General features: G+C 49.2%; 20 protein-coding genes. 11 read left to right on the top strand and 9 right to left on the bottom strand.

The annotated features are described in order from the left end of the window. Positions 1–221 precede the first annotated feature (221 nt). On the top strand, positions 222–485 hold the full coding sequence (locus QL234_RS04560; RefSeq protein WP_281556652.1) for a hypothetical protein: 264 nt from the start codon (positions 222–224) through the stop codon (positions 483–485). Between the two features lie 118 nt (positions 486–603). Here the strand turns inward: QL234_RS04560 and fadJ are convergent, their stop codons facing one another. Next, the gene (gene fadJ, locus QL234_RS04555) at positions 604–2,748 is read right to left on the bottom strand and encodes a fatty acid oxidation complex subunit alpha FadJ (protein WP_281556953.1); all 2,145 of its coding nucleotides are present in this window, start codon (positions 2,746–2,748) and stop codon (positions 604–606) included. Between the two features lie 44 nt (positions 2,749–2,792). Continuing rightward, the gene (gene fadI, locus QL234_RS04550; protein ID WP_281556651.1) at positions 2,793–4,109 is read right to left on the bottom strand and encodes an acetyl-CoA C-acyltransferase FadI; all 1,317 of its coding nucleotides are present in this window, start codon (positions 4,107–4,109) and stop codon (positions 2,793–2,795) included. A 430-nt stretch (positions 4,110–4,539) separates the two neighbouring features. Between fadI and QL234_RS04545 the strand changes: the two genes are divergently transcribed. The 10 genes from QL234_RS04545 (at position 4,540) to QL234_RS04500 (ending at position 16,302) form a co-directional block, all read left to right on the top strand. Further along, the gene (locus QL234_RS04545; RefSeq protein WP_281556650.1) at positions 4,540–5,496 is read left to right on the top strand and encodes a MoxR family ATPase; all 957 of its coding nucleotides are present in this window, start codon (positions 4,540–4,542) and stop codon (positions 5,494–5,496) included. A 146-nt stretch (positions 5,497–5,642) separates the two neighbouring features. Further along, entirely contained in the window at positions 5,643–6,653 is a 1,011-nt protein-coding gene (locus QL234_RS04540; RefSeq protein ID WP_281556649.1) for a DUF58 domain-containing protein, read from the top strand. Continuing rightward, positions 6,641–7,240, top strand: coding sequence for a DUF4381 domain-containing protein (locus QL234_RS04535; protein WP_281556648.1), 600 nt, complete (start codon positions 6,641–6,643; stop codon positions 7,238–7,240). The genes QL234_RS04540 and QL234_RS04535 overlap by 13 nt, the downstream gene beginning before the upstream one ends. After that, positions 7,237–8,229 (top strand): VWA domain-containing protein, encoded by a 993-nt coding sequence (locus tag QL234_RS04530; RefSeq protein WP_281556647.1) that lies wholly within the window; start codon positions 7,237–7,239, stop codon positions 8,227–8,229. The genes QL234_RS04535 and QL234_RS04530 overlap by 4 nt, the downstream gene beginning before the upstream one ends. Before the next feature lie 4 nt (positions 8,230–8,233). Beyond that, positions 8,234–10,123, top strand: coding sequence for a VWA domain-containing protein (locus tag QL234_RS04525; RefSeq protein WP_281556646.1), 1,890 nt, complete (start codon positions 8,234–8,236; stop codon positions 10,121–10,123). Further along, positions 10,117–11,841: a BatD family protein gene (locus tag QL234_RS04520; protein ID WP_281556645.1), complete on the top strand. Its 1,725-nt coding sequence runs from the start codon at positions 10,117–10,119 to the stop codon at positions 11,839–11,841. The genes QL234_RS04525 and QL234_RS04520 overlap by 7 nt, the downstream gene beginning before the upstream one ends. A 214-nt stretch (positions 11,842–12,055) precedes the next feature. Beyond that, positions 12,056–12,571: a sigma-70 family RNA polymerase sigma factor gene (locus QL234_RS04515; protein ID WP_044830921.1), complete on the top strand. Its 516-nt coding sequence runs from the start codon at positions 12,056–12,058 to the stop codon at positions 12,569–12,571. Then, complete coding sequence (locus tag QL234_RS04510) at positions 12,564–13,277, top strand: DUF3379 family protein (protein ID WP_281556644.1); 714 nt, start codon at positions 12,564–12,566, stop codon at positions 13,275–13,277. The genes QL234_RS04515 and QL234_RS04510 overlap by 8 nt, the downstream gene beginning before the upstream one ends. Before the next feature lie 174 nt (positions 13,278–13,451). Then, positions 13,452–14,915, top strand: coding sequence for a sodium/proline symporter PutP (gene putP, locus QL234_RS04505; RefSeq protein WP_281556643.1), 1,464 nt, complete (start codon positions 13,452–13,454; stop codon positions 14,913–14,915). 163 nt (positions 14,916–15,078) lie between these two features. Further along, complete coding sequence (locus QL234_RS04500; RefSeq protein ID WP_281556642.1) at positions 15,079–16,302, top strand: HDOD domain-containing protein; 1,224 nt, start codon at positions 15,079–15,081, stop codon at positions 16,300–16,302. 58 nt (positions 16,303–16,360) lie between these two features. Here QL234_RS04500 and QL234_RS04495 read toward each other — a convergent pair whose 3' ends face one another. From QL234_RS04495 to cysD, 7 genes are all read right to left on the bottom strand, one after another. Then, complete coding sequence (locus QL234_RS04495; protein ID WP_281556641.1) at positions 16,361–17,089, bottom strand: SDR family NAD(P)-dependent oxidoreductase; 729 nt, start codon at positions 17,087–17,089, stop codon at positions 16,361–16,363. Positions 17,090–17,277: 188 nt separating this feature from the next. After that, positions 17,278–18,291 carry a UDP-glucose 4-epimerase GalE gene (gene galE, locus QL234_RS04490; RefSeq protein WP_281556640.1) on the bottom strand — a complete coding sequence of 338 codons (1,014 nt, stop codon included), beginning with the start codon at positions 18,289–18,291 and terminating at the stop codon, positions 17,278–17,280. 87 nt (positions 18,292–18,378) lie between these two features. Further along, the gene (locus QL234_RS04485) at positions 18,379–19,338 is read right to left on the bottom strand and encodes a DHH family phosphoesterase (RefSeq protein ID WP_281556639.1); all 960 of its coding nucleotides are present in this window, start codon (positions 19,336–19,338) and stop codon (positions 18,379–18,381) included. 12 nt (positions 19,339–19,350) lie between these two features. After that, positions 19,351–19,950, bottom strand: a complete 600-nt coding sequence (gene cysC, locus QL234_RS04480) for an adenylyl-sulfate kinase (protein WP_281556638.1) — start codon at positions 19,948–19,950, stop codon at positions 19,351–19,353. 34 nt (positions 19,951–19,984) lie between these two features. Further along, positions 19,985–21,712: an SLC13 family permease gene (locus QL234_RS04475; protein WP_281556637.1), complete on the bottom strand. Its 1,728-nt coding sequence runs from the start codon at positions 21,710–21,712 to the stop codon at positions 19,985–19,987. Positions 21,713–21,803: 91 nt separating this feature from the next. Beyond that, positions 21,804–23,216 carry a sulfate adenylyltransferase subunit CysN gene (gene cysN / locus QL234_RS04470; protein WP_281556636.1) on the bottom strand — a complete coding sequence of 471 codons (1,413 nt, stop codon included), beginning with the start codon at positions 23,214–23,216 and terminating at the stop codon, positions 21,804–21,806. A gap of 120 nt (positions 23,217–23,336) precedes the next feature. Beyond that, entirely contained in the window at positions 23,337–24,236 is a 900-nt protein-coding gene (gene cysD / locus QL234_RS04465) for a sulfate adenylyltransferase subunit CysD (RefSeq protein WP_281556635.1), read from the bottom strand. Positions 24,237–24,246: the final 10 nt, after the last annotated feature.

Below are 24,246 nucleotides of genomic sequence, written 5' to 3'. Positions count from 1 at the left end.
GTTAATAAATATAAAGTTAAAATAACTTGAATGATCAAACCACAGGAGGAAAACGGCAGAAATACAGGAGGCAAAAAATTGCCTACTTCCGGAAAACAGGCGGTAAATTATTTCCGCTAACTCAATCTATTTATATTTGTTGCTCAGTTTGCTGGCAACTAACAATTTATTTATGCAAGAATAACGAGCGAAAGATCATGGAGTAAAAAGCAAGGGAAATTATGGCTCAAGATGAAAAGTTAGTAGAGTTAGTTGCCGGTGAGATCTATCAGCTCTTTGCAGAAGCCGTTAAGACATCCGGTTCGGGCTGGGAAGCCATTTTAGCCTTTCAGGCTGCAATTGGCGAAGTGGAAGAGCGATATGGCGAAGAGTTATTATATAAGGCCATGAAGTTCAAATCTTTCCTCAGCGATGTCGATATTAATACCGTTATCGGTATGATTCAGGACGGCATTGTGGTCACTCCCCAAACCAAATTGAATTGAGCCTTCGCCCAGCAGCGAACTTTAACACCAAGCAAAAAAATGTTGGCAAACCATACGGCATTGCCAACATTATTTAATCTTCAGGCCGGGCTTAACCCGGCGCTAACCTGCCCGGCAATTATTCGTAGCAGGTACGGCCTTCTTCGGCCATTTTCACCAGGGCATCGCACGGCTTGAAGCGTTCGCCATGCTGAGCTGCCCAGCGGTTTAACTGGCTCACCACATTGGCTGCGCCTACCTGGTCAAGATAACGGAACGGCCCGCCCAAAAACGGCGGGAAACCTATGCCGAAGATGGCACCAATATCGCCGTCACGGGCATTACGTACTATGCCTTCGTCTAAACACCTTACCGCTTCGTTCAACATCATATATACGCAGCGCTGGCTGATTTCATCGTCAGACAAACGGCCTTGCGGGGTGATGTTCAGCACTTTGTAGATGCTTTCGTCTACCTGCTTCTTCTTCACTTTTTTACCGTACAGGTAGAAACCTTTTGACGCTTTCTTACCTAAACGACCATCCGCCAATAATTTGTCAAAGGCAGGAGGTGTCGTGAAACGGTCGCCTAATTCTGCCTGCAGGATAGGACCGATTTTAGCGCCAATGTCGATACCGACTTCATCAAGCAACTGCATCGGGCCAACCGGGAAACCAAAGTTCACTAAAGTCTTATCCAGTTTTTCGATAGACTCGCCTTCAAGCAGCAAATTGGCGGCTTCGTTCATATAGGGCGCCAAAATACGGTTCACATAAAAACCGGCTTTATCTTTAACCACAATCGGGGTTTTCCCCTGTTTCTTGGCAAAGGCTACGGTCGTGGAGATGGTTTGGTCGGAAGTACCTTCATGGGCAATAATTTCCGCCAGCGGCATTTTATCTACCGGTGAGAAGTAATGCAGACCAATCACGTTTTCCGGACGCGCCGCTTTGGCGGCAATTTGCCCGATAGGCAAGCTGGAAGTGTTACTGGCAAAAATAGTGGTCGGTTTACAGAATTCTTCCACATCGGCGACCATTTTTTGCTTCAGGGCCAAGTCTTCAAATACCGCTTCAACAACAATATCCAAGTCGTTAAAACCGCTGTAGTCTACCGTGCCGGTAATAGATGACATTTGCTTTTGCATTTCGCTGTGCATCATAAAGCGGCGTTTTACTTTTTTGTTTAACAGGTCATAGCCGTATTTCAGCGCGTGATTAATGCCTTTATGGCTGATGTCTTTAATACGTACCGGCACCTTGGCTTTGGTGGCGGTAACAAAGGCGATACCACCGCCCATCAAGCCGCCGCCGAGTACACCGGCTTTGGCGACTTTTTCCGGCTCAACACCGGCAACGCCCTGCTCTTTTTTCATGTCTGTGGTGGCAAAGAAAATATTTCTCAGCTGGGCCGACTCAGGGGTTTTCACCAGCTCACCAAAGTGATTGGCTTCTACCTGGTAACCTTGGGCCGGAGACTGCTCACAGCCGGTTTTCACACAGTCGATAATTTTCAGTGGCGCAGGGTATTTGCCCTTGGTTTTTGCGAGTACGGTTTTCGCCGCCTGCTTGAATACGATATTGCGGCCAAAGCTGTTGCCTTCAAGCAATTTGTCCATGGTCGACATCTTGCGCTTTTTGGCTTTAGGCTTGCCCGCTAGCGCCATTTCTTCTGCGGTGCGGATCAAAATACTTTCCGGCACCATGTCGTTAACCAAACCGGCTTTTAATGCCTGTTTTGCTCTTAGCTGTTTGCCGGTTAACATCATGTCCAATGCTTTTTGAATACCTACCAGTTTTGGTAAGCGTTGGGTACCGCCGCTGCCCGGCAACAATCCAAGCTGCACTTCAGGCAAACCTAAAGCGGTTTTCGGGCTGTCGGTACATACCCGGGCATGACAAGCCATGGCCAGCTCCAAGCCGCCGCCTAAACACGGACCGTTAATTGCGGCAATTACCGGAATATCCATTTTTTCCAGCTGGTCGAACAGCATTTGTCCCTGGCGGGATAACACCGTGGCTTCTTCTGCGGTTTGACAGGCGTTAAGCATGTTAATGTCGGCACCGGCAACAAAAGAGTCTTTCTTACCGCTTAGCAGTACTATGCCTTTAATATCTTTATCGCCTTTAATTTCCTGTAATACTTCGGCAACCTGCTCGCTAAATTCAGCTTTGAGGGTGTTCATGGTGTCGCCGACCACGTCCATGACTAAATGGGCCAGGCCGTTTTCCTGACGCACCAAAGTAAAGGCACTCGCGCTACTGCTGGTTGTTTCTTCAGTCATCTCACTTACCTCGGTAACTTCTGTTACTTCGTTCATCTGGGTCATTAGTCCGTCTCCAATATCATAGCAGCACCTAAACCACCGGCCGCACAGGCGGTTGTCAGGCCAACACCACCGCCGCGGCGGTTTAATTCATTCAAAGTTTGGGTGATCAAGCGCGCACCGGTAGCGGCAAACGGGTGACCGTAGGCAATAGAGCCGCCCATCACGTTGAACTTGCTCATGTCGATCTCACCGATAGCTTTATCGCGCAGGTGTGACAAATGCTCTCTGGCAAATTTGTCGCTGGCAAACATTTTCATATTGGCCAATGCCTGAGCGGCAAAGGCTTCGTGCATTTCGATCAAATCCAGATCCGCCAGTTCCATACCGGCACGTTTTAACGCCAGCGGCGTCGCGTGGCTTGGCCCCATCAGCATGTCCTGCCATACATCGATGGCGGCAAAGGCAAAGCTTTTAATATAACCTAACGGCTTGTAACCCAGTTCTTTGGCACGGCCTTCGCGCATCATCAGTACCGCGGCGCCGCCGTCGGTTAACGGCGTACTATTGGCAGCGGTTACCGAGCCGTGCTTGCGGTCAAATACCGGTCTGAGTTTGGCGTAACCTTCCAGGGTCGAGTTTTCGCGGAAACAGTTGTCCTGGTCGATAAAGGTTTTGTGCGGCTCAGGGTGCGCGGTCATCACTTCACCCGCCAGATTGCCTTCTTTCCAGTTTTTCGCGGCCAGGGTATGAGATCTGTGGGCCAGCTCATCCTGATCGGCGCGGGAGATTTGGTAGGTTTTCGCCATCTGCTCCGCCGTTTGTCCCATAGAGATACCGGTAGAATATTCTGCAACCGCCGGAGAAACAGGCAATAAGTCTTTTAATCCCAGCTGACGGATTAAACCAAACTTCTGGCCAAAGGTTTTCGCCTTAGTCATATCGACTAAGGTTCTGGCAAGTTTTTTCGATACGCCCACAGGCGCCACAGAAGAAGAATCAGCGCCGCCGGCGATACCGACATCACTGATCCCCGCCATAATAGACTCCGCCACGTTGGCGGTAGACTGGAAACTGGTGGCGCAGGCGCGGGAAACACTGTAGGCGTCGGTGTGTACATTCATGCCGGTGCCTAACACAATTTCCCGGGCAATGTTCGGCGCTTCCGGCATTTGTACTACCTGACCGAAAACCAGCTGGTCGATAATGGTTGGGTCAACTTCGTGTTTTTGTAATAACTCGTTGACTACCATTTTACCTAAGTCAACCGCTGGCACCCCGTGAAAGGCCGTTGCCTGTTTTGCGAAAGGTGTTCTTAAACCTGCAACAATAGCAATACGTTCGCCCTTTGCTGTTGTCAGTGTATTTGTTTTTGACATCTTATTCCCCGACTGATTTATCCCTACCCATACCTTATCAGGAGTACCGGAATATTGTGTACTCTTTCACCACATAAAATAACAGGGTAGGTAAAGCTGACTGCCCGACCAAGAGGTCAGACCTCTAAATATTACCCCTGATTTTAACGAACTATGAGAATAATTCAATCATTGAAAAACCATCGACAGCGAAAAGCGCGGTAAACCGGCAGAAGAAAAGCATAAATAAAATACCCGGGCCAGTAAAAATAGGTACAATGACCGCTTAAGTTTGTTAAAAATAGTTACAACTTTACGCTGGTGCTTGTTTTTTAAATAGGGAACCATATATCAACACAGGTGTCATTAAGACAGGCGCTAAAGCAGTGCAGTTAAAGACAAACGTCGTAAAAGACAATCGAATCAATTGAACAATTAGATAATTATAAATATGGCAATTACACAATTTTCTTCACTAAAAGAACATTTATCGCAGCAGATCATCGGCCAGCAGGCCCTCGTTGAAAACTTACTGATCGCCTTATTGGCCGACGGCCATCTTATTGTTGAAGGTCCTCCGGGCCTGGCAAAAACCCGTGCGGTCAATGCCCTGGCCGAAGGCCTGGAAGCCGACTTCCACCGTATTCAATTTACTCCGGATTTATTGCCGGCGGATTTAACCGGCACCGATATTTATCGTCCCGAAGACGGCAGCTTTGTTTTCCAGGCAGGTCCATTATTCCGTAACCTGGTGCTGGCGGATGAAATCAACCGTGCCCCGGCTAAAGTACAGTCGGCATTATTAGAAGCCATGGCGGAAGGCCAGATCACCGTCGGCAGAAAAACCTACCCGCTGCCGGAGCTGTTCCTGGTCATGGCAACCCAGAACCCGATTGAACAGGAAGGTACCTATCCGCTGCCGGAAGCACAACTTGACCGCTTTTTAATGCACCTGGAAATTGATTACCCGGATGCGGCAAGCGAGCTGGAAATTTTAAAACTTAACCGCGGTGAAGCGTTAAAGCAGGCGAAAAAATCCCTTGAAGTCTTGAGCCAGGCAGATATTTTTGCCGCCCGTGAAGAGGTGCTGAATATCCATATGGCGCCTTCGCTGGAAAAATACCTGGTGGATTTGATCATGGCCACCCGAGCGCCGGAAAAATATGACGACAAACTCAAGCAGTGGCTGGCCTACGGCGCAAGCCCGCGAGCAACCATAGCCCTGGACCGCTGTGCCCGCGCCCGTGCCTGGTTAAACGGTCGTGATTTTGTCAGCCCGGAAGATGTCCAGGCGGTATTTCATAATGTCTTGCGTCACCGCATCCTGCTGACCTACCAGGCAGAAGCGGAAGGCATTACCACCAACCAGTTATTGGATCACTTGTTAAGCTTAGTGGCTGTCGGTTAGCCCGAGCTGTTATTTGGCAGTGCTGTTGTTTGGCTTAACCTAGATAAGCAAACAAGGATAGAACAGCAAAAAACAGCCCGGGCACACCTGAAACAGGTAAAGGTCCGGGCTTATGCAATTAACAACGAGTGATAAATGGTTTAAATATGTGGTTTAGTAAATCAACCAAACAAACGCAGAAAATCGACGCCGCCCAGGTCTTGCACAGCATCATGGCAAGCGGCGTTGGTTTGTCTATCGAAGAGTTACTCCAGTACCAGACAAAAACCTCTTTGATAGATTTGGCAGCCAATAAAAATTTACACGGACGCATGTCCGGCAATTACCTGGCCCGCAGCAAAGGCCGGGGCATGGAGTTTGACGAGGTGCGCCATTACCAGACAGGTGATGATATCCGCGCCATCGACTGGCGGGTCACCGCCCGTACCGGTAAAACCCATACCAAGTTATTTCGCGAGGAAATCGAACGCCCGGTCCTGATCGCCACCGACCTTAGCGCCAGCATGCTTTTTGGCAGCCAATTGCTGTTTAAATCGGTACAGGCGGCGCACCTGGCATCATTAGTGGCCTGGCACGCCAAAGGCCGCGGCGACCGCATCGGCGGTATTGTCTTTAACAACCAGCAGCACCAGGAATTAAAACCCCGCAGCCGCCAGGCCGGTGTCTTACATTACCTGCATGCACTGACCCAGATCCACCAGCAAAGTAGTGAACAAAGTGCCGGGCAGCCTCCGGCTAACCAAATGAGCACCACAGCTTTTGAGCAAAACTGCGCCCGCTTGCGCCAGCTTGCCCGTCCCGGCTCTTTAGTGTATTTGATCACCGACGGTTATCTGCTCAGCAAAGAAGCGATACGCCATTTGTCGCAAATCAGCCGCCACTGCGAACTGGTGGTATGCCAGATCACAGATCCGCTGGAACATCATCTGCCCGAAAGCAAACACAGGTTTAATGTTGCCATCACCGACGGCAGACAAGATCAGCAGCTGACCTTAGGGGATAAGCGCACCGCAGATCTGTATCAACAGAAGGCAGAAGCCATGCGCGAAGAGCGGCAAAACTTTATCAGCAAGGCCGGCGCCCGGATTTTAACCTTCGGTGCCGACAAAACATTGGAATTTCAGCTTAAAAACGGAGTCAGCACTTGGACCCGCTAGCCCAATTACAAGACATACATTTACCCCAGCAGGTGCATAACTACCCGCTTGCCCCCGGCTGGTGGATATTGCTGATTTTAGTCAGCATTTTAACCGCCATTGTGCTTTATAAAGCGGTAAAAACCTGGCGTTTGAACAAGCAAAAACGCTTTGCCCTGCGCCAGCTGAATCAGTCACCCATTCCCAATAATGCGCAAATCATTGCCATTTTAAAATGGACGACTATGACCTATTTCCCAAGGAAGAGCAGCGCCAGTTTATTTGGCCGTCAATTCCAGCAGTTTTTAACCGAGCAGTTACCGGAAAAACACCAACAGGCGTTCACAGAGCAATGCGGCGATGCCTTTGATCACCTTTATCAAAAAGATGCCAGCGACGACAGCAATATCGCCCTGAGCCAGGCGGCGATTTTATGGTTGAAAAAGGCGCTGCCGCCGAAAAAACCCGCCAAGAAAAACAAAACCGACAACTCAGAGAAAAATAAAGGGTCGGCTAAGGTGAGTACAGATAAAAACACAAACAAAACAGCCGCACCTGCTGAAGTCACCGACACCAGTAAATATCAAAAACAAGGAGAGCCGGCATGATCCATTTTCAATGGCCATGGCTGTTACTGGCCCTGCCCTTACCCCTTTTAGTTTATTGGCTACCGGCGAAAAACAAGGCGACTACCGCCGCGTTAAAAATGCCCATTTTAGTTTCCGGCTTAACCACCAGCGCTCAGGTCGAACATAGAAACCGGGCGCCGTTAATCATTTTATCGCTTATCTGGTGTTTGGTTGTGCTGGCGGTAAGCCGGCCGCAATGGCTGGGAGAAGCAATAGACATTCCCACCGAAGGCCGGGAAATGATGATAGCCGTGGATTTATCCGGCAGTATGCAGGTTGAAGACATGAACCTGAACGGCCGAACCATGAACCGCCTGGAAATGCTAAAAGTGCTGCTGGGGGATTTTATCGACGACAGGGTTGGCGATCGTCTCGGTCTGATTTTATTTGGCGACGACGCCTATATGCAAACCCCGATGACCTTTGACCGTAAAACCGTCAAACAAATGCTCGATGAAACGGTATTGGGCCTGGTGGGCAAAAAAACCGCCATTGGCGATGCCATCGCCCTGGCGGTAAAACGTTTTGATGAAAAGAAAGAGTCCAACCGGGTATTGCTGCTGTTAACTGACGGCCAGAACACCGCCGGAAAAATTTCTCCCGAGCAATCGCTGGAGCTTGCCATCGCCAAAGATATTACTATCTATACCATAGGCATAGGCGCCGATGTCATGCTGCAAAAATCCCTGTTTGGCACCCGTCAGGTAAACCCGTCGAGCGAGCTCGATGAAGGCACCTTACAGAAACTGGCTAAAGAAACCGGCGGCCGCTATTTCCGTGCCCGCGACAGCCAGTCGATGGCGGCCATTTACCAGTTGCTGGATCAATTAGAGCCGGTAGAGCAGGATCACCAGCAAATGAGACCTCTGTCCGCCCTGTTCCAGTTCCCGTTAGCGGCGGCGATGCTGCTGGCGTTTTTATATTTAATCTGGCTCAACCGCCCGAGCCACATCTGGCAGAGGGGATAATTCCATGGCAGATTTTCATTTTATCCGCCCCTGGGCCCTGCTGGCATTTTTTGCCTTATTATTAGTGTTATGGCTGTTAAAGCGCATGTCGGTCGCCCATTCCGGCTGGCAGCAGTTTTTACCCGGCCACCTGGCCAAGGTACTGATTAACGGCACGCAAAAAAGTAAACCTTTATCCCTGACCCTGCCTTTTATTATCGGCACTTTGGGCATACTGGCCCTGGCCGGGCCAACCTGGCAAAAACTACCGCAGCCGGTATATCAGGTAGAACGCGGCTCTGTGCTGCTCATGGATATGTCTTATTCCATGTACAGTACCGATTTGGCGCCAAACCGTTTAACCCGGTCAAGATATAAGGCCAGCGATTTACTCGACAGCCTAAACGAAGGCGAAATCGGCCTGATCGCCTATGCCGGGGATGCCTTTACCATCAGCCCGTTAACGGAAGACATCAATAACATTAAGTTGTTATTGCCCGCCATCAGTCCGGAGATCATGCCTGAGCTAGGCAGTAACCCGCTGGCGGCATTAACCCTGGCCCATGAAATGCTGAGCAATGCCGGTCATCTCGAGGGAGATATCTACTGGTTTACCGACGGCATAGACTTTGAGGATATTGAAGATATCAATGACTGGAGCCGCAGCTTCCCCCACCGCCTGAATATTTTAGGGGTCGGCAGCAGCGCAGGTGCGCCGATCACTTTACCCAGCGGCGAGTTGATGAAAGATGATTCCGGCGCGATTGTCGTGCCAAGAACCAATGAGAAACGTTTATACGGCCTGGCCAGTAAAGGGCGCGGCACTTACCGCACCATCACCAATGACAACGCCGACATCAATGCCCTGATCACCCTGCCTCCGGGCATGGAGTCCGATAAGGAAGAAGGCGAGTCGCAAAACCTGGGAGACCAGTGGCAGGAAGCGGGTCCTTACCTGCTGTTATTACTTTTACCCCTGTTACTGGGGTATTTCCGCCGCGGCACGGTAGTTGCCCTGTTGCCGTTAACCTTCTTGCTGATGCCAAACCAGCAGGCTTATGCACTGGAGTGGCAGGACCTGTGGAAAACCAAAGATCAGCAGGCACAACAGCAGTTTAACCAGCAAAACTATTCCCAGGCAGCCAAGAACTTTCAGGACCCCCTATGGGCGGGCAGCGCCCACTATAAAGCGGGCGACTATGAAAAAGCCCTGGAAGCGTTTGAAAAGTTCGACAGCGCCGATGCCCTGTACAATAAGGGCAATACCCTGGCGAAAATGCAAAAGTTTGATGAGGCCCTCAAAGCCTATGAGCAGGCGCTGGAAAAAGATCCCGAGCTGATTGATGCGCAAAAAAACAAGCAACTGATCGAAGAGTTGAAAAAGCAGCAGGAACAACAACAGCAGCAAAATCAGGATCAACAAAACAAGGACCAGGAAAATCAGGACCAGGAGCAAGAAGGTCAAGACTCGCAGCAGCAACAACAGCAAGGTCAGGATCAGCAGTCGCAGCAGCAGAATGATGAACAGCAGCAAAGCGACCAGCAACAAGGCCAGCAGTCGGAGCAGGAAAAACAACAAGAGCAAAACGACCAGCAGCAGGGACAAGATCAGCAGTCTGAGCAGGAAAAACAAGAGCAGCAATCACAGGCGGAGCAAGAGCAGGCTGAGCGTGAAAAAGCCGAGCAGGAAGCCAAACAGCGAGAGGCCGAGCAAGAGCAGGGAGAAGAAACACCCGAGCAGCAACAGGCCAGGTTAGCCCAGGAAAAAGCCGATCAGGAAACCGAGCAAAAACATCAGCAATTATTGAATAAGGTTACGGATGACCCTTATTTGTTACTGCGCAACAAAATGCAGATTGAGTATCAAAAACGCCGCCAGAACGGTACGCCAGCAGGAGTTAAGAAAAAGTGGTAAAAGCAATTTTATGTTTGATAGGCCTTTTGCTTTCACAGGCCGCGATGGCCGCGCCACAGGTTAGTGCCAGCGTAGATAAAAACCCTGTTATGCTCAATGAGTCTTTTGTACTCTCAGTGGTGGCCAATGAAGATGTCGGCAGCAATGCCCTGGACACGACACCGCTGCAAAAAGACTTTATCGTCGGGCGCACCTCGGTCAGTTCGCAAACCAGCATGGTGAACTTTAAAACCTCCTACAGCACCACCTGGACCACGGTATTATTCGCCCGTAAAGCGGGCAATGTCACTATCCCGCCGCTGACGGTGGGCTCGACGCAAACCCAGGCCATTAACCTGGAGGTGGTGCCGGCATCAAGCGCCAAAGCAGGCAACAACCAGCAGGACATTTTCATCACCGCAGAAGTGTCAAACAATGATGTTTATGTGCAGCAGCTGGTTACCATGTCGGTTAAATTGCACTTTAGCACCGAATTAAAACGCGGCACGTTAAGCGAGCCGGAGCTCGAAGGCGCCAATATCCAGCAAGTGGGTAAAGACGGCGAAAGCGAAAGCATCATCAACGGCCGTCGCTACCGGGTGATTGAGCGTACCTATGCCATTACCCCGCAGCAAAGTGGTGACTTTGTGATTGCCGCCCCGGTATTTTCCGGTGAAGTGATGGCCAATAGCCGCCGCCGCTCGAGCTTTTTCAGCTTTTCAGAAACCAAGCCGGTCTCTGTGATGGGAGAGAGCATTTCCCTCAATGTCCGCCCGGTGCCGGATACATTCCAGGGACAATGGCTGCCGAGCGAGCTGTTAACCCTGCATCAGGAATGGCAGCCTGAACTGACGAAATTTACCGTCGGCGAGCCGATCACCCGCACCGTTACCCTGACTGCCGCCGGTTTATCGGAAGAGCAGTTACCCGAGCTTGCCATGGAGATGCCACCGGGATTAAAAGTCTATCCGGACCAGGCAGAGCTGCATACCAGTTTAAATAAAGACCGCCTGGTGAGCCAGAAAGTCAGGAACTTTGCCCTGGTGGCCAGCAAACCCGGCAAATATACCTTGCCGGAAATTTCTATTCCCTGGTGGAATACCGTCACCAACCGCTATGAAACCAGCACCATAGCGGCGCAGGAAATTGAAGTATTACCCGGGGTACAAACAGCAAATAACGCGCCTTTTGCAATGCCCCAAGGCGATAATGTCGCTCCCCTGGGACAGGAAGTGCAAACCGTGACCGTAAAAGAGCATTCCTGGTTAACCTGGCTGTTTATGGCCTTGTGGCTGTTAACCTCCTTGGCCTGGTTCGTCAGCGCCCGGGGGAAAAGACAACAGCAAACACAGGGAGCAGGCAGTGAGCCGGTTAAACATGTCGACCCCTACCTGGCGTTAATGGCCGCCTGTAAGCAAAATAACGGCGAACAGGTGATCAGCCTGTTACCCGCCTGGATTAACAGCGGCAAACATAATTTCAGTACCGGGCGCAAAAAGGTCTCCACCCTGGATGAAGTGATCAAGGTGATCGACCGTCAAGATTTTACCGAAGTGATCAATGAACTCCAGCACCATTACTACGGTAAGGGCCATGGTAAAGAGCAGAGCAGAGAACACGCCAAAACAACAGCAAGCCTGCCTGCCTGGCAGGGGAAAAAGCTGTTAACCATCCTGGTCAACATCAATAAAAAGCAATCGAAAAAGACAGCCGAGGTCGCTATTGCCTTAAATCCATGATAAATATCAAGAGAGATAAAAGAGATAAAAGGCAGCGACAAGGCGGCAGATGACAGCTAACTCGCCAGTAAAAGAGATATAATAGTGTCAGCATACAAGGGCAAGCTATCTATTTTAGCTTGCCTATCAATATCTTAGCTTATAGAGATTAAAAAGATTTATGATTAAAAAATTATTTCGAAATAAATCTGATCGCGATCAGGTCTCTAACAACATGGCGACTAAACAAATTCGATACGAAGCACTGGTTAAAGCCCTGCACACAGATTTATACCGATATGCCTATTGGTTATGTCATGATAAACAGGTAGCTGAAGACTTAGTACAGGAAACTTTTTTACGTGCATGGCGGGCCCTTGATTCATTAAAAGATGAAAAAGCAGCCAAGTCATGGTTGATCACAATTTTAAGACGGGAAAATGCCAGACGCTTCGAACGTAAACGTTTAGATATGGCGGATTATGAAGAAGTGACCATTGCCGATAACCAAGCGGTTGGCAGTGAACAGGAAATTGAAAATCACTGGCTCAGGGAGAAAATAGCCCAGCTGCCGGAAGAGTACCGGGAGCCCTTGGTATTGCAGGTCATCGGCGGTTTTAGCGGTGACGATATTGCCAAGATGCTGGACTTAAATAAAAACACCGTTATGACACGCCTGTTCAGAGCGCGTAACCAGTTAAAAGACGCGCTGGATAACGAACCGATACAACGAGGTCAGTACAATGGATGATTTGCAATTTAGACGCAGTATATATGCAGATCCTAAATCCCGGGATGAAGCAATGCAGGAAGCAATTGACGGCGATCCGACTAAGCAGCAGTTTGTCAGGGATATAGAAGCCCTGGACGACAAGCTGGCGCAAGCAATGAAAGTGCCGGTGCCGGATGACTTATACGATAAGCTCATTTTGCGCCAGACCCTGGACAGTCACAGGCAGCAAAAGCGAAAAAACCGGATACAACTGGCGATGGCGGCATCCGTAGCCTTTGCCCTGGGCCTAACCTTTAATTTTATGCAGTATTCCACCCCTTATTCAACCTTGGGTGAATACGCATTAGCCCATGTTTACCATGAAGAAGGCAAGTTCAGCAACGATGATCAAGTCAGGGTCTCCCTGGCGGCGCTCAACGATAAGATGGCAACTTTTAATGGCAGCTTTGAGCAGGGCTTTGGCGAACTGATTTCCGCACAGTTTTGCCCTTTTCAAGGGGTGAAAAGTTTGCACCTGGTATTCCAGGGAAAATCCAGCCCGGTTACGGTACTGATAGTACCTAATCATGAAGAACTTGAATTTATTGAAGACTTCAATGACGAGAACTTCAATGGCAAAACCTTATTGATGCATGACAATAATGTGATTGTTATCGGCGATAAGAACGAGCCTATCGAGCAGTGGCAAGAAGATATCAAGGACAATGTCAGCTGGTCGATTTAACGACGAATACCCAGCAACGGCTTTCACAGGTAAAGCCGTTGCAATATCCCCTTCCCTTTTAGTTTTGACTTTATTTAATCAAAAATATTATCAGCTTAAGCTGGCCCAAGTCAGTCTCTCTTGCTAGCATATCGCCAAAATGATAATAACTGATAACAATGGACTTGCTACCGCATGGCGTTTTCACTCCCTACCCTGATCACTTTTATTTCTTATTTATTAACCACTTTGCTCATTGGCTACCTGGCCTTTAAGGCCACCAATACCTTAAGCGATTATATCTTAGGCGGCAGACAACTGGGGCCTGCGGTCACGGCGCTGAGCGTCGGCGCATCGGATATGAGCGGCTGGCTATTGCTAGGTTTACCCGGGGCCATTTATTTGTCCGGGGTCAGTGAAGTCTGGATCGGGGTAGGTCTGGTGTTTGGCGCCTGGCTAAACTGGTTGCTGGTGGCTCCCAGGCTCAGGCACTTTAGCGAACATGCCGATGACGCCTTAACCATGCCGGACTTTTTCGCCAAACGCTTTGACGATAAATCCAATATCCTGCGTTTTATCTCCGCCCTGACCATTTTAGTGTTTTTTACCTTTTATGTTTCTTCCGGCCTGGTCGGCGGCGCCATCTTGTTTGAGAAAGTCTTCGCCATCGACTATCAAAACGCCCTGCTGATCGGCACTGTAGTCATAGTCTCCTATACCTTTCTCGGCGGTTTTCTGGCGGTAAGCTGGACCGATTTTTTTCAGGGCTGTTTGATGTTACTTGCTCTGGTGATTTTACCTGTAGTGACCCTTAATGAATTGGGCGGCATAGAACAAACTCAGCAGATCTTACAGCAGGCAGATCCCCACTATGATGACTTTTTCAAAAACTTTAGCTGGCTCGGCTTTTGCTCACTGATGGCCTGGGGACTGGGTTATTTCGGTCAGCCCCATATTTTATCGCGTTTTATGGCCATCCGTTCGGTCGCCGATATTCCAAAATCCCGCAATATTGCCATGGCCTGGATGGTGATTTCCCTGGTAGGGGCACTGGCGGTGGGTGTGGTCGGCATGGCCTACTTTATCGAGGCGCCGCTTGAGAACAGCGAAACCGTCTTTATCCAGCTGGCCCATGTCCTGCTCAATCCTTGGGTGGCCGGCATTTTAATCGCTGCGATCTTATCTGCGATCATGAGTACCATAGACTCGCAATTACTGGTGTGTTCAAGTGTCATCGTCGAAGATTTTTATAAACAACTCAGCAAAGGCAAACCAAGCGAGCAAAAACTGGTATGGCTGTCGCGCTTGTCCCTGCTGCTGATCGCCCTGTTGGCGGCGTTTATAGCCACAGATCCGCAAAGTACTGTCCTAGGACTTGTCAGCTACGCCTGGGCCGGTTTTGGCGCCGCTTTCGGTCCTACCATGCTACTGGCCCTGTTCTGGTCTAAATTTACCCGCATCGGGGCACTGGCGGCCATTGTTTCCGGAGCGTTAACAGTGGTGTTATGGAAACAGCTCAGCGGCGGACTTTTTGATTTATATGAAATTGTCCCTGGCTTTATCAGCGCATTGTTCTGCGGTTACCTGTTCAGCCTGCTGTTTCCTGAGCAGGAACAAGGCAGCGAGCGGGTTTACCGGGCTTTACTGGAGAAAAAATAAGCCCTCTTGAGCAGCGGAGTCACAAAGTAATGGCTATATTGCAGGGATTAAATTATAGTGACTTTAATTCCTGAATATAGCCTGAGCCAGCCGCCTGATAAACCTTACAAACTAAAGGTAATCCAGGGTTAAGCGGCTAATTGTTACCGAGGACCCCTATTCTATGTACTTTTATGCGGCCAGACAGCCCATTCTGGACAAAAATAAAAATCTCTTCGCTTATGAGTTATTGTTCCGAGACAGTATAGACAATGTATTCCCCGAAGTAGACGGGGATATTGCCACCAGTAAAATGATCGAAGCCAGCCAATTTAATCTCGGCATCAGTGAGTTTACCGGCAATAAACCCGCCTTTATCAATTTCACCCTGGAAACCATGAGCAAAGGTTATCCTGCCATGCTGACCCCGGATGAAGTGGTGGTGGAAATTCTGGAAACCGTCAAACCCGGCAAAAAATTACTGGCCCTGTGCAAAGAGCTTTTTGATAAAGGCTATATCCTGGCACTCGATGACTATGAACACCAGAAGGTCTGGCAGCATTTTTATCCTTTTGTCAAAATCATCAAAATCGATTTACATAAAACCTCTTTTGATGAAGTCAAGGTTATTCAACAGGCCATCAGTGCCTATCCACATATCCAGCTGCTGGCTGAAAAAGTGGAATCTTACGAGCAATATAACGAGGCTTTGGAACACGGCTTCGAGCTGTTCCAGGGCTTTTTCTTCTCCAAGCCGGAAATGGTGAAAAGCAAGAACCTGTCCCCTTCCCAGGTAGCCATGGCCGAGCTCTTATATGAAACTTCTAAACCCGAGCTCGACCTTGCCAGCATCACCTCGGTTTTTGAGCGCGATATCTCGTTGTCATATAAGCTGTTGCGTTATGCCAACTCTGCTATTTTCAGGCGTCGCAGTGAGATCTCCACCATCAAACAGGCTTTGGTGATCCTCGGCTCCAGTGAGCTGAAACGTTTTATCGGCTTGATGTTTGCCGTAAATGTCAATCCCGACAAACCGAGCGAACTGATCAATGTCTCCATGACCCGGGCAAAGTTTTGTGAATTGATGGCCAATGAAGCCAGAGAAAATGTCGATATCTCCATCGCCTTCCTCACCGGCTTACTGTCTATGATAGATGCCATCTTAGACGAAGATCTTGCCAGTATCCTGGAAAAGCTGCCGCTGGCCCAGGAGATCAAAGATACCTTATTAGTAGGTAAAGGCACCCTGGCCTCCCTGCTGAGAATTGTCAGTTTTATCGAACACGCCCAATGGAATGAAATTTCCGAAGAACTTACTGAGCTTGGTCTCAATAAAGACAAAGTGATCCAGTGCTATCACGACGCCCTGGTGTGGGCCGATGAGCAAACGATACAGGTAGAAAGCTAAATACCATGCTTAACAGGAGCCGGGGCTCCTGTTAAGCAAGTAAACCCCTGACCGAAAGTCAGGCCCCTGCTGAATCACCCAAATCAATCACTTTCCCGTTCATCAGCTCATGGTTTATCGCCAGATTTACCAAATCAAGAACCGCCTCTTTGCCGGCCAGTGTCCTTAAGGCTGTTTCTTTCGTTACGCTATTTTTAGCCTCGTCAACAATAAAATTAATATCATCCGGGGCTATTGATACCACCCTGATCCCCAGGGGCCTTAGCTCCCGGCTCCAGCTTTTGCTTAAGGCATGCAGTCCGGCTTTACTTGCGGCATAAGCACTTTGCCCTCCCTTGCCTCCCTGTGAAGGAAAAGCCGAGCTGATATTAACAATCACCCCGGGGTTACTTTTTGCCGCCAGCAACTCAACAAAATAACCAGAAATAACAAAAGGGGCGGTTAAGTTGATATCCAGCACGCTTTGCCAGGCATCAAGATGGTGTTTCCTGTCCCCTTGCCTGAAAAAACAAAACAGGGGTTCGTTGTGTGTTATTGAAGCATTGTTGATCAGCACATCGGCATAACCAAACTGCCGCTCTATTTGCGCAAATGCCGCGCTTATTTCTTTACTTTGAGTAATATCGCAGGGAATACAGGTTAAACCGGAATAAGCCTGTTTCAGCTCCTGCAACGGCTCAACCGCCATATCCAGTGAGATGACTTCAGCTCCCCGGGTTAAATAATATTGCGTCAAGTGCCTGCCAAGGTCACTGGCCGCTGCGGTGATCAGAATTTTTTTATCCACGAGTTGTACAGACGGCATCGCCAGGCATCAATAGCTAAGTCATTTATTTATAATAGTAATACCTGAAAAGGGATGCCAATCCCGGCAGGAGGTTATTGTTGAGAAGATTAAGGAAAAATAACAAAAAAGCGCGGGACTCACCGCGCTTTTTTATCTCTGCCGTCAAGCAGGGCTAGAAACATCAGCGGCTAATCGGCAAAACCATTAGGGTTTTGTGACTGCCAGCGCCAGGTATCGGTGATCATGGTATGCATATCCCGCGTAGCCTGCCAGTTCAGCAATGCTTTGGCAACACTGGCATCGGCATAAACCGTTGCCAGATCTCCCGCCCTTCTGGGTACGATCGCATAAGGAATATCCCGGCCGCTGACCTTTTTAAAGGTGTTGACGATTTCCAGTACTGAGGTGCCGTTACCGGTTCCCAGGTTGATCGGCTGGCAGCCACTGATATCACTGAGCTTCCCCAGCGCTTTAACATGCCCTAGCGCCAGGTCAACAACATGGATATAATCCCTGACTCCGGTGCCGTCAGCGGTATCATAGTCATCACCGAAAATCTGCAGTTGCGGCAAACGGCCGATCGCCACCTGGGCGACATAAGGCAGTAAATTATTAGGGATACCGTTAGGGTTTTCCCCTATCTTGCCGCTTTCATGGGCGCCGATAGGATTAAAGTAGCGCAGACAGGCGATAGACCACTCTGGATCGCTTTTTGCCAGATCAAAAAGAATATGCTCCACCATCAGCTTGGTCTGGCCATAAGGGTTAGTGGCGGAAGTGGCCATGGTTTCATCCAGCGGCGAAACATTGCCTTCGCCATAAACGGTGGCGGAAGAGCTGAACACCAGGTTTTTCACCTGGTGTTTTGCCATGGTCTCAAATAATACCAGCGAGCCGCTGACATTATTATGATAATAGCTCAGCGGAATTTCACTGGACTCGCCCACGGCTTTTAAACCGGCAAAGTGGATCACCGCCTCGATATCATGCTGCTCGAACACCTGCTCCATGGCATCACGGTCGCAGATATCCGCTTTTATAAAAGTCACCGACTTACCGGTAATTTCGCTGATACGCTCCAGTACCAGGGTCGACGAATTCGATAAATTATCGACGATCACAATATCTTTGCCGGTATTGAGGAGTTCTACCACGGTATGGCTGCCGATATATCCGGTGCCGCCAGTAATTAACAGACTCATAATTATCCTTTGTCTTATCAGGGATGCTTGTCAGCGCTTGTATCAAAAAATGCACTTGTCAGAATATAATATTCTAACGTATTAACTTTATGCTAAATAGTATTTTGACACTGCCTCGATAAAAGCTTCAAGTTTTTCTTGCGGTAAATGATTGATCCCCGCCGCCGCCGCACGGCCGCCTCCGGTGGGAAATTGCACACAAATGTTATCGGCCCCCTGCTTATTATTAAGCGGCGCCCTGACGCTGACGGTATAACTGAGATCGGCATTAAGGGTTAATACCGCATGTGCCTTATCCGGGGAAGCATTGGCCAGCTCATTGCCAAACACGCCGCTGACCCGACGGGCCCAGGCTTCATCGGCAAGCAAGACCACTTTACAGCTCGGGCCATCAAATAATACCCGGGCAGACTCTGCCTTAGCCATATCCTGCTGATAGGCGCTTTGCAGGGTGGCAAAAACAGAATTACTGTCAGCAATCAACTCAAGCGGATCTGTGTATTTCACCAGCAGTTTAAATAACTCGGCGGGATGAAAATGCAAATCGTCCAGATCGCGGCCATAGCCGTTGTAGTTAATATAAATACCCAGCGCTTCAAGCAAATCCTGCTGCGCTTTCGGCAAACCCACCTCTTGTGCCAGGGCACGGGCAGCGGCTTTCATATTATCGCCGAAAGCGGCGGCAATGGCCCAGTTGACATACTTCCCTTTCAGCAGCTCATTGACCAGCAAGCTGGTACAAGTGTTGGCATCTGTGTTGATAATGGTTTTAAGCTTGTCATCCCGGGGGATGTCGCCGGCCCTGTGATGGTCCACATATAACACCTCGACCCCGTGCGCCAACAAGCTCTGTAAAGCCTCGCTGTTTTTCTCCAGAGAAATATCAAGCACAGTGGCGGATTCAGCCTCCTGTGCCCTGACCTGTTTCAGTAAACTGATATCACGTTTAACACCTGTGATCAGCTGTGATTCTTTCGGCTGTGCCAGGCGCAGCTGAACCAAAGCGATAATGCCGTCGGCATCACCGTTAAAAACATCAAAATGCATAACGTCCCTTTCCTATTTTACGAAATCATGTTCAAGCAGATAATCGACTATCTGCTGTGCACATTCAAGCACGGATAACTCGGCGGTTTTGACATGGATAGCCGGCGCCTCGGGCACATCATAAGCGGAGTCGATGCCGGTGAAATCTTTAATCTCACCGGCCCTGGCTTTTTTATACAAACCTTTAGGGTCTCTTTGCTCACAAACACTGATAGGGGTATCGATATACACTTCGATGAACTCCCCCGGTGCTAACTTTTCTGCCGCCATGGCCCGGTCCGCGGCAAAAGGCGAGATAAAGGCGGTAGAGACAATCAAACCGGCATCGGTAAAAAGTTTTGCCACTTCACTGATACGGCGGATATTTTCCACCCTGTCATCATCGCTAAAGCCTAAATCGCCGTTTAAGCCGTGACGAACATTGTCGCCGTCAAGCAAATAGGTATGGCAACCCCGCTGAAATAACAAGGCATCGACGGCATTAGCAATGGTCGACTTACCCGAGCCGCTTAAGCCGGTATACCAGAGTAAACAAGGTTTTTGCTGCTTTAATTCAGCGCGCTGCGTTTTACTGATGTGTTGGTCATGCCACACGGTATTTTCTGTTTTCATAAAAACCTGTTGCTAAAAAGTCTGTTACTTGGGGTTAAAAGGGATAAATTAGCGGGATCATCAATAACACGATCACGCTATAGGTCAGGGATACCGGAATGCCGAATTTTACCACGTCCGATAACTTATAATTACCCGCGCTGTAAACCATGACATTGGTCTGGTAACCGTAAGGACTGATAAAACTGCCGCTGGCGGCAAAAGCCACCGCCATCACAAACGGCAACGGGCTGACACCCAGGCCCAATGCCATGTTGTAGGCAATGGGGAAAACCAAGGCCGCTGCGGCATTATTGGTCACGGTTTCGGTGATCACTAAAGTCATGACAAAAACGGCAATAAAGGCGATATAAATGCTTGAGCCCAACAACAGCTGCTCAAAGCCACCGGCAATGACCAGTGAGACGCCGCTGTTTTCCAGCGCCTTGGCTAAGGTTAGGGCACTGAGCACAATCAACCAGATTTCCAGCGGGAAGCGGCGCTTGATTTCATTGATGGTTAAACAGCCGGTAAAAATCAGCAGTGCCACATAAAACAGCAAACACTCTAACAGGGAAATCGCAGTAGAAACCGAGACGGTAATGGCCCCGAGAAAACCAAAAACCGCAAGTTTATTACGCCAGCCATGCAACATATCATCGGGTTTGTGGCCCGAGATAATAAAGAAATTCTTGGAGAGGTTGCTTCGGGCACTGAAATCCTTACCAACTGCCAGCACCAGGAAATCCCCCGGCTGGATCACTATATCCCCCAGTTTGCCGGACAGGGCGCCACCTTCACGGCGAATCGCCACCACGGCGGCATCAAAACGGGCGCGAAAACCGGCGGTTTTTAAACTTTTACCGACTACCGCAGCATCGGGTTTGATCAGCACTTCGGTGAGATTATCCCGCAGCAGACCGTCCTGCTGGGCAAATAAGGTTAAACCGTCAAACTGTTGCAGGGTAAGTACTTTGGAAATATCACCGCTGAAAATCAACTTATCCTCTCCCTGCAGCACTTCTTCCGGCGTTACCGGCGAAATCAGCCGGCCGCAGCGGATCACTTCCACCAAAAACAGGGAATCCAGGTGGCGCAAACCGTTTTCTTCCACGGATTTCCCTACCAGTGCTGATTGCGGTGTCACCTCCGCTTCCACCATATAGTTTTGTCCCTCTAAACGGGAGACATCCATATCCGGCAGGCTTCTTAGGCGCACAAAAATAACCCCGAGACAAAGCAGCAGCGCAGCAGCGCCTATCAGGGTAAAATCAAAAAAATCCAGCCCGGGGTGATTTTGCTCTATCAGCATACTGTTGACGATCAAATTGGTTGAGGTGCCCACCAGGGTGAGGGTACCGCCTAAAATTGCCGCATAAGATAACGGCAGCAGCAGTTTACCCGGATTGATCACCTTATTGTTTTTGATGGTGCTGATCAAACTGGCCACCACCGCGGTATTACTCATGAGCGCCGAAGCAAAAGCACTGAAAAATAACGTGCGCACCACAGATTTGATTTTAGAGCCGTTAAAAATCAACACGGCCAGATGGCGCAACACGCTGCTGCGTTCAAAAACAAAAGAGCATAACACCAGCAAGATCAGCGTCACTAACCCGGGATTAACGGCGTTCGCCAGGATATCATCGGTAGAAACAAAAGAGGTCGCCAGACACAATAAGGTGGCGCAGGCAAAAACACGCTCAGGTTTTTGCTGGTATTTGATCAGGCCAAACAGGGTGGCCAGAAAAATAATCACCATCAGCCATTGGGGTGCTGTCATTGAATATTCCTTTTACCCGGCCATCAAATCAGTTAGTCAACCCTGCCTTAAAAACCCGGCAGGGCTTACTTTACAGAACGAATATACAGAGCTAGTCGACTAGCTTAGATAAATCACGCGCGCCCCAGTGAGGGAAATGCTTACAAACCAGGGCGTTAAATTCCAGCTCAAACTCTGAATATTGATGCGCCTGCTTAACTTCCACCGCTTCATTGATCATACCCGCCCCGACCGTGATATTGCTCAGGCGATCGATGACAATAAAGGCACCGGTGGACTTATTACTGCGATAGGCATCAAAATGTAAGGCTTCTGTGGTCTGCATCACACAATTGCCGATTTCGTTAAGGGCAAGCTGATTTGCCTCCCCTTTCGCCATAGTATTGACATCCACCTTATGTTTAATTTCGGCGGCAACCCCAGTGGTCATTTTACTGCCGTGTTTGATGTAGTATTCACGACCCGGCACCAGGGCGTCTTCATGCATCCACACCAAAGTGGCATTAAAGGCCTTTGAGCTTTGCGGCTCGTTGCCCGGCTTAACCAGCATTTCACCACGGCTGATATCGATTTCATCATTGAGAGTTAAGGTCACGACATTCGGCACTTCGCTCGACTCAAGCTCGCCCTCAAAGGTAACAATAGACTTAACCGTGCTTTTCTTGCCCGAAGGCAGGGCCAGGATTTCATCGCCGACGCTGATCTTGCCCGAGCCGATAGTCCCGGCATAACCGCGAAAGTCCAGGTTAGGACGATTAACATATTGCACCTGGAAACGGAAATCATCGCTGTTTTCATCGCCGGCAATTTCGATGCTCTCCAGTAACTCCATCAGGGTCTCTCCCTGATACCAGGGGGTATTTTCACTGCGGTTAACCACGTTATCACCGGCCAATGCCGAAATAGGGGCGAAACGAATATCCGGAATATCAAGATCTTTGGCAAAGGCCTGGTAATCTTTTTGGATGTTGTCAAAAGTTTCCTGATCAAAGTCCACCAGGTCCATTTTATTGACCGCAACCACCACATGTTTTATACCCAACAGGGAGCAGATAAAAGAATGGCGGCGGGTTTGCACCTGAACGCCGTATCTGGCATCGATCAGGATAATCGCCATATCGCAGTTTGACGCGCCGGTGGCCATATTACGGGTATATTGTTCATGGCCCGGGGTGTCGGCAATAATAAATTTACGCTTTTCGGTGGAAAAATAACGGTAGGCCACGTCTATGGTGATGCCCTGCTCCCGCTCGGATTGCAGACCGTCAACCAGCAGCGCCAAATCGATGGCTTCGCCTGTGGTGCCGGATTTTTTACTGTCGTTTTCAATGGCGGCGAGCTGATCTTCAAAAATCATTTTTGAGTCGTGTAATAACCGGCCGATCAAGGTGCTTTTACCGTCGTCGACGCTGCCGCACGTTAGAAAACGTACCAACTCTTTGTTTTCATGTTGCTTTAAATAAGCCTGAATATCTTTTTCAATTAAGTCTGACTGGTGACTCATTAGGGTATCCTTTGGAAATCTCTCGGGTTATCCGGCTGATAGCTATTTATCTGCCGGATATCATCTTCTGCTGTTCGCCTGTCTTCAGGGGGGAACCAGCATTAATAAATTCGGCTGCCGTTAGAAGTAACCTTCCATCTTTTTCTTTTCCATAGAGCCGGCAGAGTCATGGTCAATAACCCGACCCTGGCGCTCAGAGGTCTTGGTTAACAGCATTTCCTGAATAATCTCGGGCAAGGTAGCCGCTTCGGATTCCACCGCCCCTGTTAACGGGTAACAGCCCAGGGTACGGAAACGTACTTTTTTCATTTGTATCTCTTCGTCATCTGCTATCGGCATGCGCTCGTCATCCACCATGATCAAGGTGCCGTCGCGCTCTACCACTGGACGCTCCTGAGAAAGATATAAAGGTACGATTTCAATGCCTTCAAGATAGATATATTGCCAGATATCCAGTTCGGTCCAGTTAGATAACGGGAACACCCGGATACTTTCGCCTTTATTGACCTTACCGTTATAGATATTCCATAACTCGGGGCGCTGGCTTTTTGGATCCCATCTGTGGTTATCATCACGGAAAGAGTAAACCCGCTCTTTTGCCCGGGATTTTTCCTCGTCACGACGGGCACCGCCAAAAGCAGCATCAAAACCATATTGATCCAGCGCCTGCTTTAAGCCCTGGGTTTTCATGATATCCGTGTGTTTGGCACTGCCGTGTTTAAACGGGCTGATCCCCATAGCCATGCCTTCGGGGTTTTTATGAACCAGTAATTCAAACCCGTATTTTTTCGCCATCTGATCACGAAAAGCGATCATTTCCTTAAATTTCCAGTTGGTATCAACATGTAATAAAGGAAAAGGAATTTTCCCCGGGGCAAAGGCTTTACGGGCAAGGTGAAGCAATACCGCCGAATCTTTACCGACGGAATATAACATCACGGGGTTATCAAACTCCGCAGCAACTTCACGTATGATATGAATGGATTCGGCTTCGAGTTTCTTTAAATGGGTCAGGTTCATTAAAAATAGC

The sequence above is a fragment of the Thalassomonas sp. RHCl1 genome, from assembly GCF_947387555.1.
Lineage (GTDB): Bacteria > Pseudomonadota > Gammaproteobacteria > Enterobacterales > Alteromonadaceae > Thalassomonas.
The sequence above is the reverse complement of the archived record's forward strand: the minus strand, read 5'-3'. Positions and strand labels throughout refer to the sequence as shown.

Bases quoted from the DNA above. Each gene is read 5' to 3' on its own strand.
- QL234_RS04560 (WP_281556652.1), top strand. From the start codon at position 222: ATGGCTCAAGATGAAAAGTTAGTAGAGTTAGTTGCCGGTGAGATCTAT.
- fadJ (WP_281556953.1), bottom strand. From the start codon at position 2,748: ATGACTGAAGAAACAACCAGCAGTAGCGCGAGTGCCTTTACTTTGGTG.
- fadI (WP_281556651.1), bottom strand. From the start codon at position 4,109: ATGTCAAAAACAAATACACTGACAACAGCAAAGGGCGAACGTATTGCT.
- QL234_RS04545 (WP_281556650.1), top strand. From the start codon at position 4,540: ATGGCAATTACACAATTTTCTTCACTAAAAGAACATTTATCGCAGCAG.
- QL234_RS04540 (WP_281556649.1), top strand. From the start codon at position 5,643: ATGTGGTTTAGTAAATCAACCAAACAAACGCAGAAAATCGACGCCGCC.
- QL234_RS04530 (WP_281556647.1), top strand. From the start codon at position 7,237: ATGATCCATTTTCAATGGCCATGGCTGTTACTGGCCCTGCCCTTACCC.
- QL234_RS04525 (WP_281556646.1), top strand. From the start codon at position 8,234: ATGGCAGATTTTCATTTTATCCGCCCCTGGGCCCTGCTGGCATTTTTT.
- QL234_RS04515 (WP_044830921.1), top strand. From the start codon at position 12,056: ATGGCGACTAAACAAATTCGATACGAAGCACTGGTTAAAGCCCTGCAC.
- QL234_RS04510 (WP_281556644.1), top strand. From the start codon at position 12,564: ATGGATGATTTGCAATTTAGACGCAGTATATATGCAGATCCTAAATCC.
- putP (WP_281556643.1), top strand. From the start codon at position 13,452: ATGGCGTTTTCACTCCCTACCCTGATCACTTTTATTTCTTATTTATTA.
- QL234_RS04500 (WP_281556642.1), top strand. From the start codon at position 15,079: ATGTACTTTTATGCGGCCAGACAGCCCATTCTGGACAAAAATAAAAAT.
- galE (WP_281556640.1), bottom strand. From the start codon at position 18,291: ATGAGTCTGTTAATTACTGGCGGCACCGGATATATCGGCAGCCATACC.
- QL234_RS04485 (WP_281556639.1), bottom strand. From the start codon at position 19,338: ATGCATTTTGATGTTTTTAACGGTGATGCCGACGGCATTATCGCTTTG.
- cysC (WP_281556638.1), bottom strand. From the start codon at position 19,950: ATGAAAACAGAAAATACCGTGTGGCATGACCAACACATCAGTAAAACG.
- QL234_RS04475 (WP_281556637.1), bottom strand. From the start codon at position 21,712: ATGACAGCACCCCAATGGCTGATGGTGATTATTTTTCTGGCCACCCTG.
- cysN (WP_281556636.1), bottom strand. From the start codon at position 23,216: ATGAGTCACCAGTCAGACTTAATTGAAAAAGATATTCAGGCTTATTTA.
- cysD (WP_281556635.1), bottom strand. From the start codon at position 24,236: ATGAACCTGACCCATTTAAAGAAACTCGAAGCCGAATCCATTCATATC.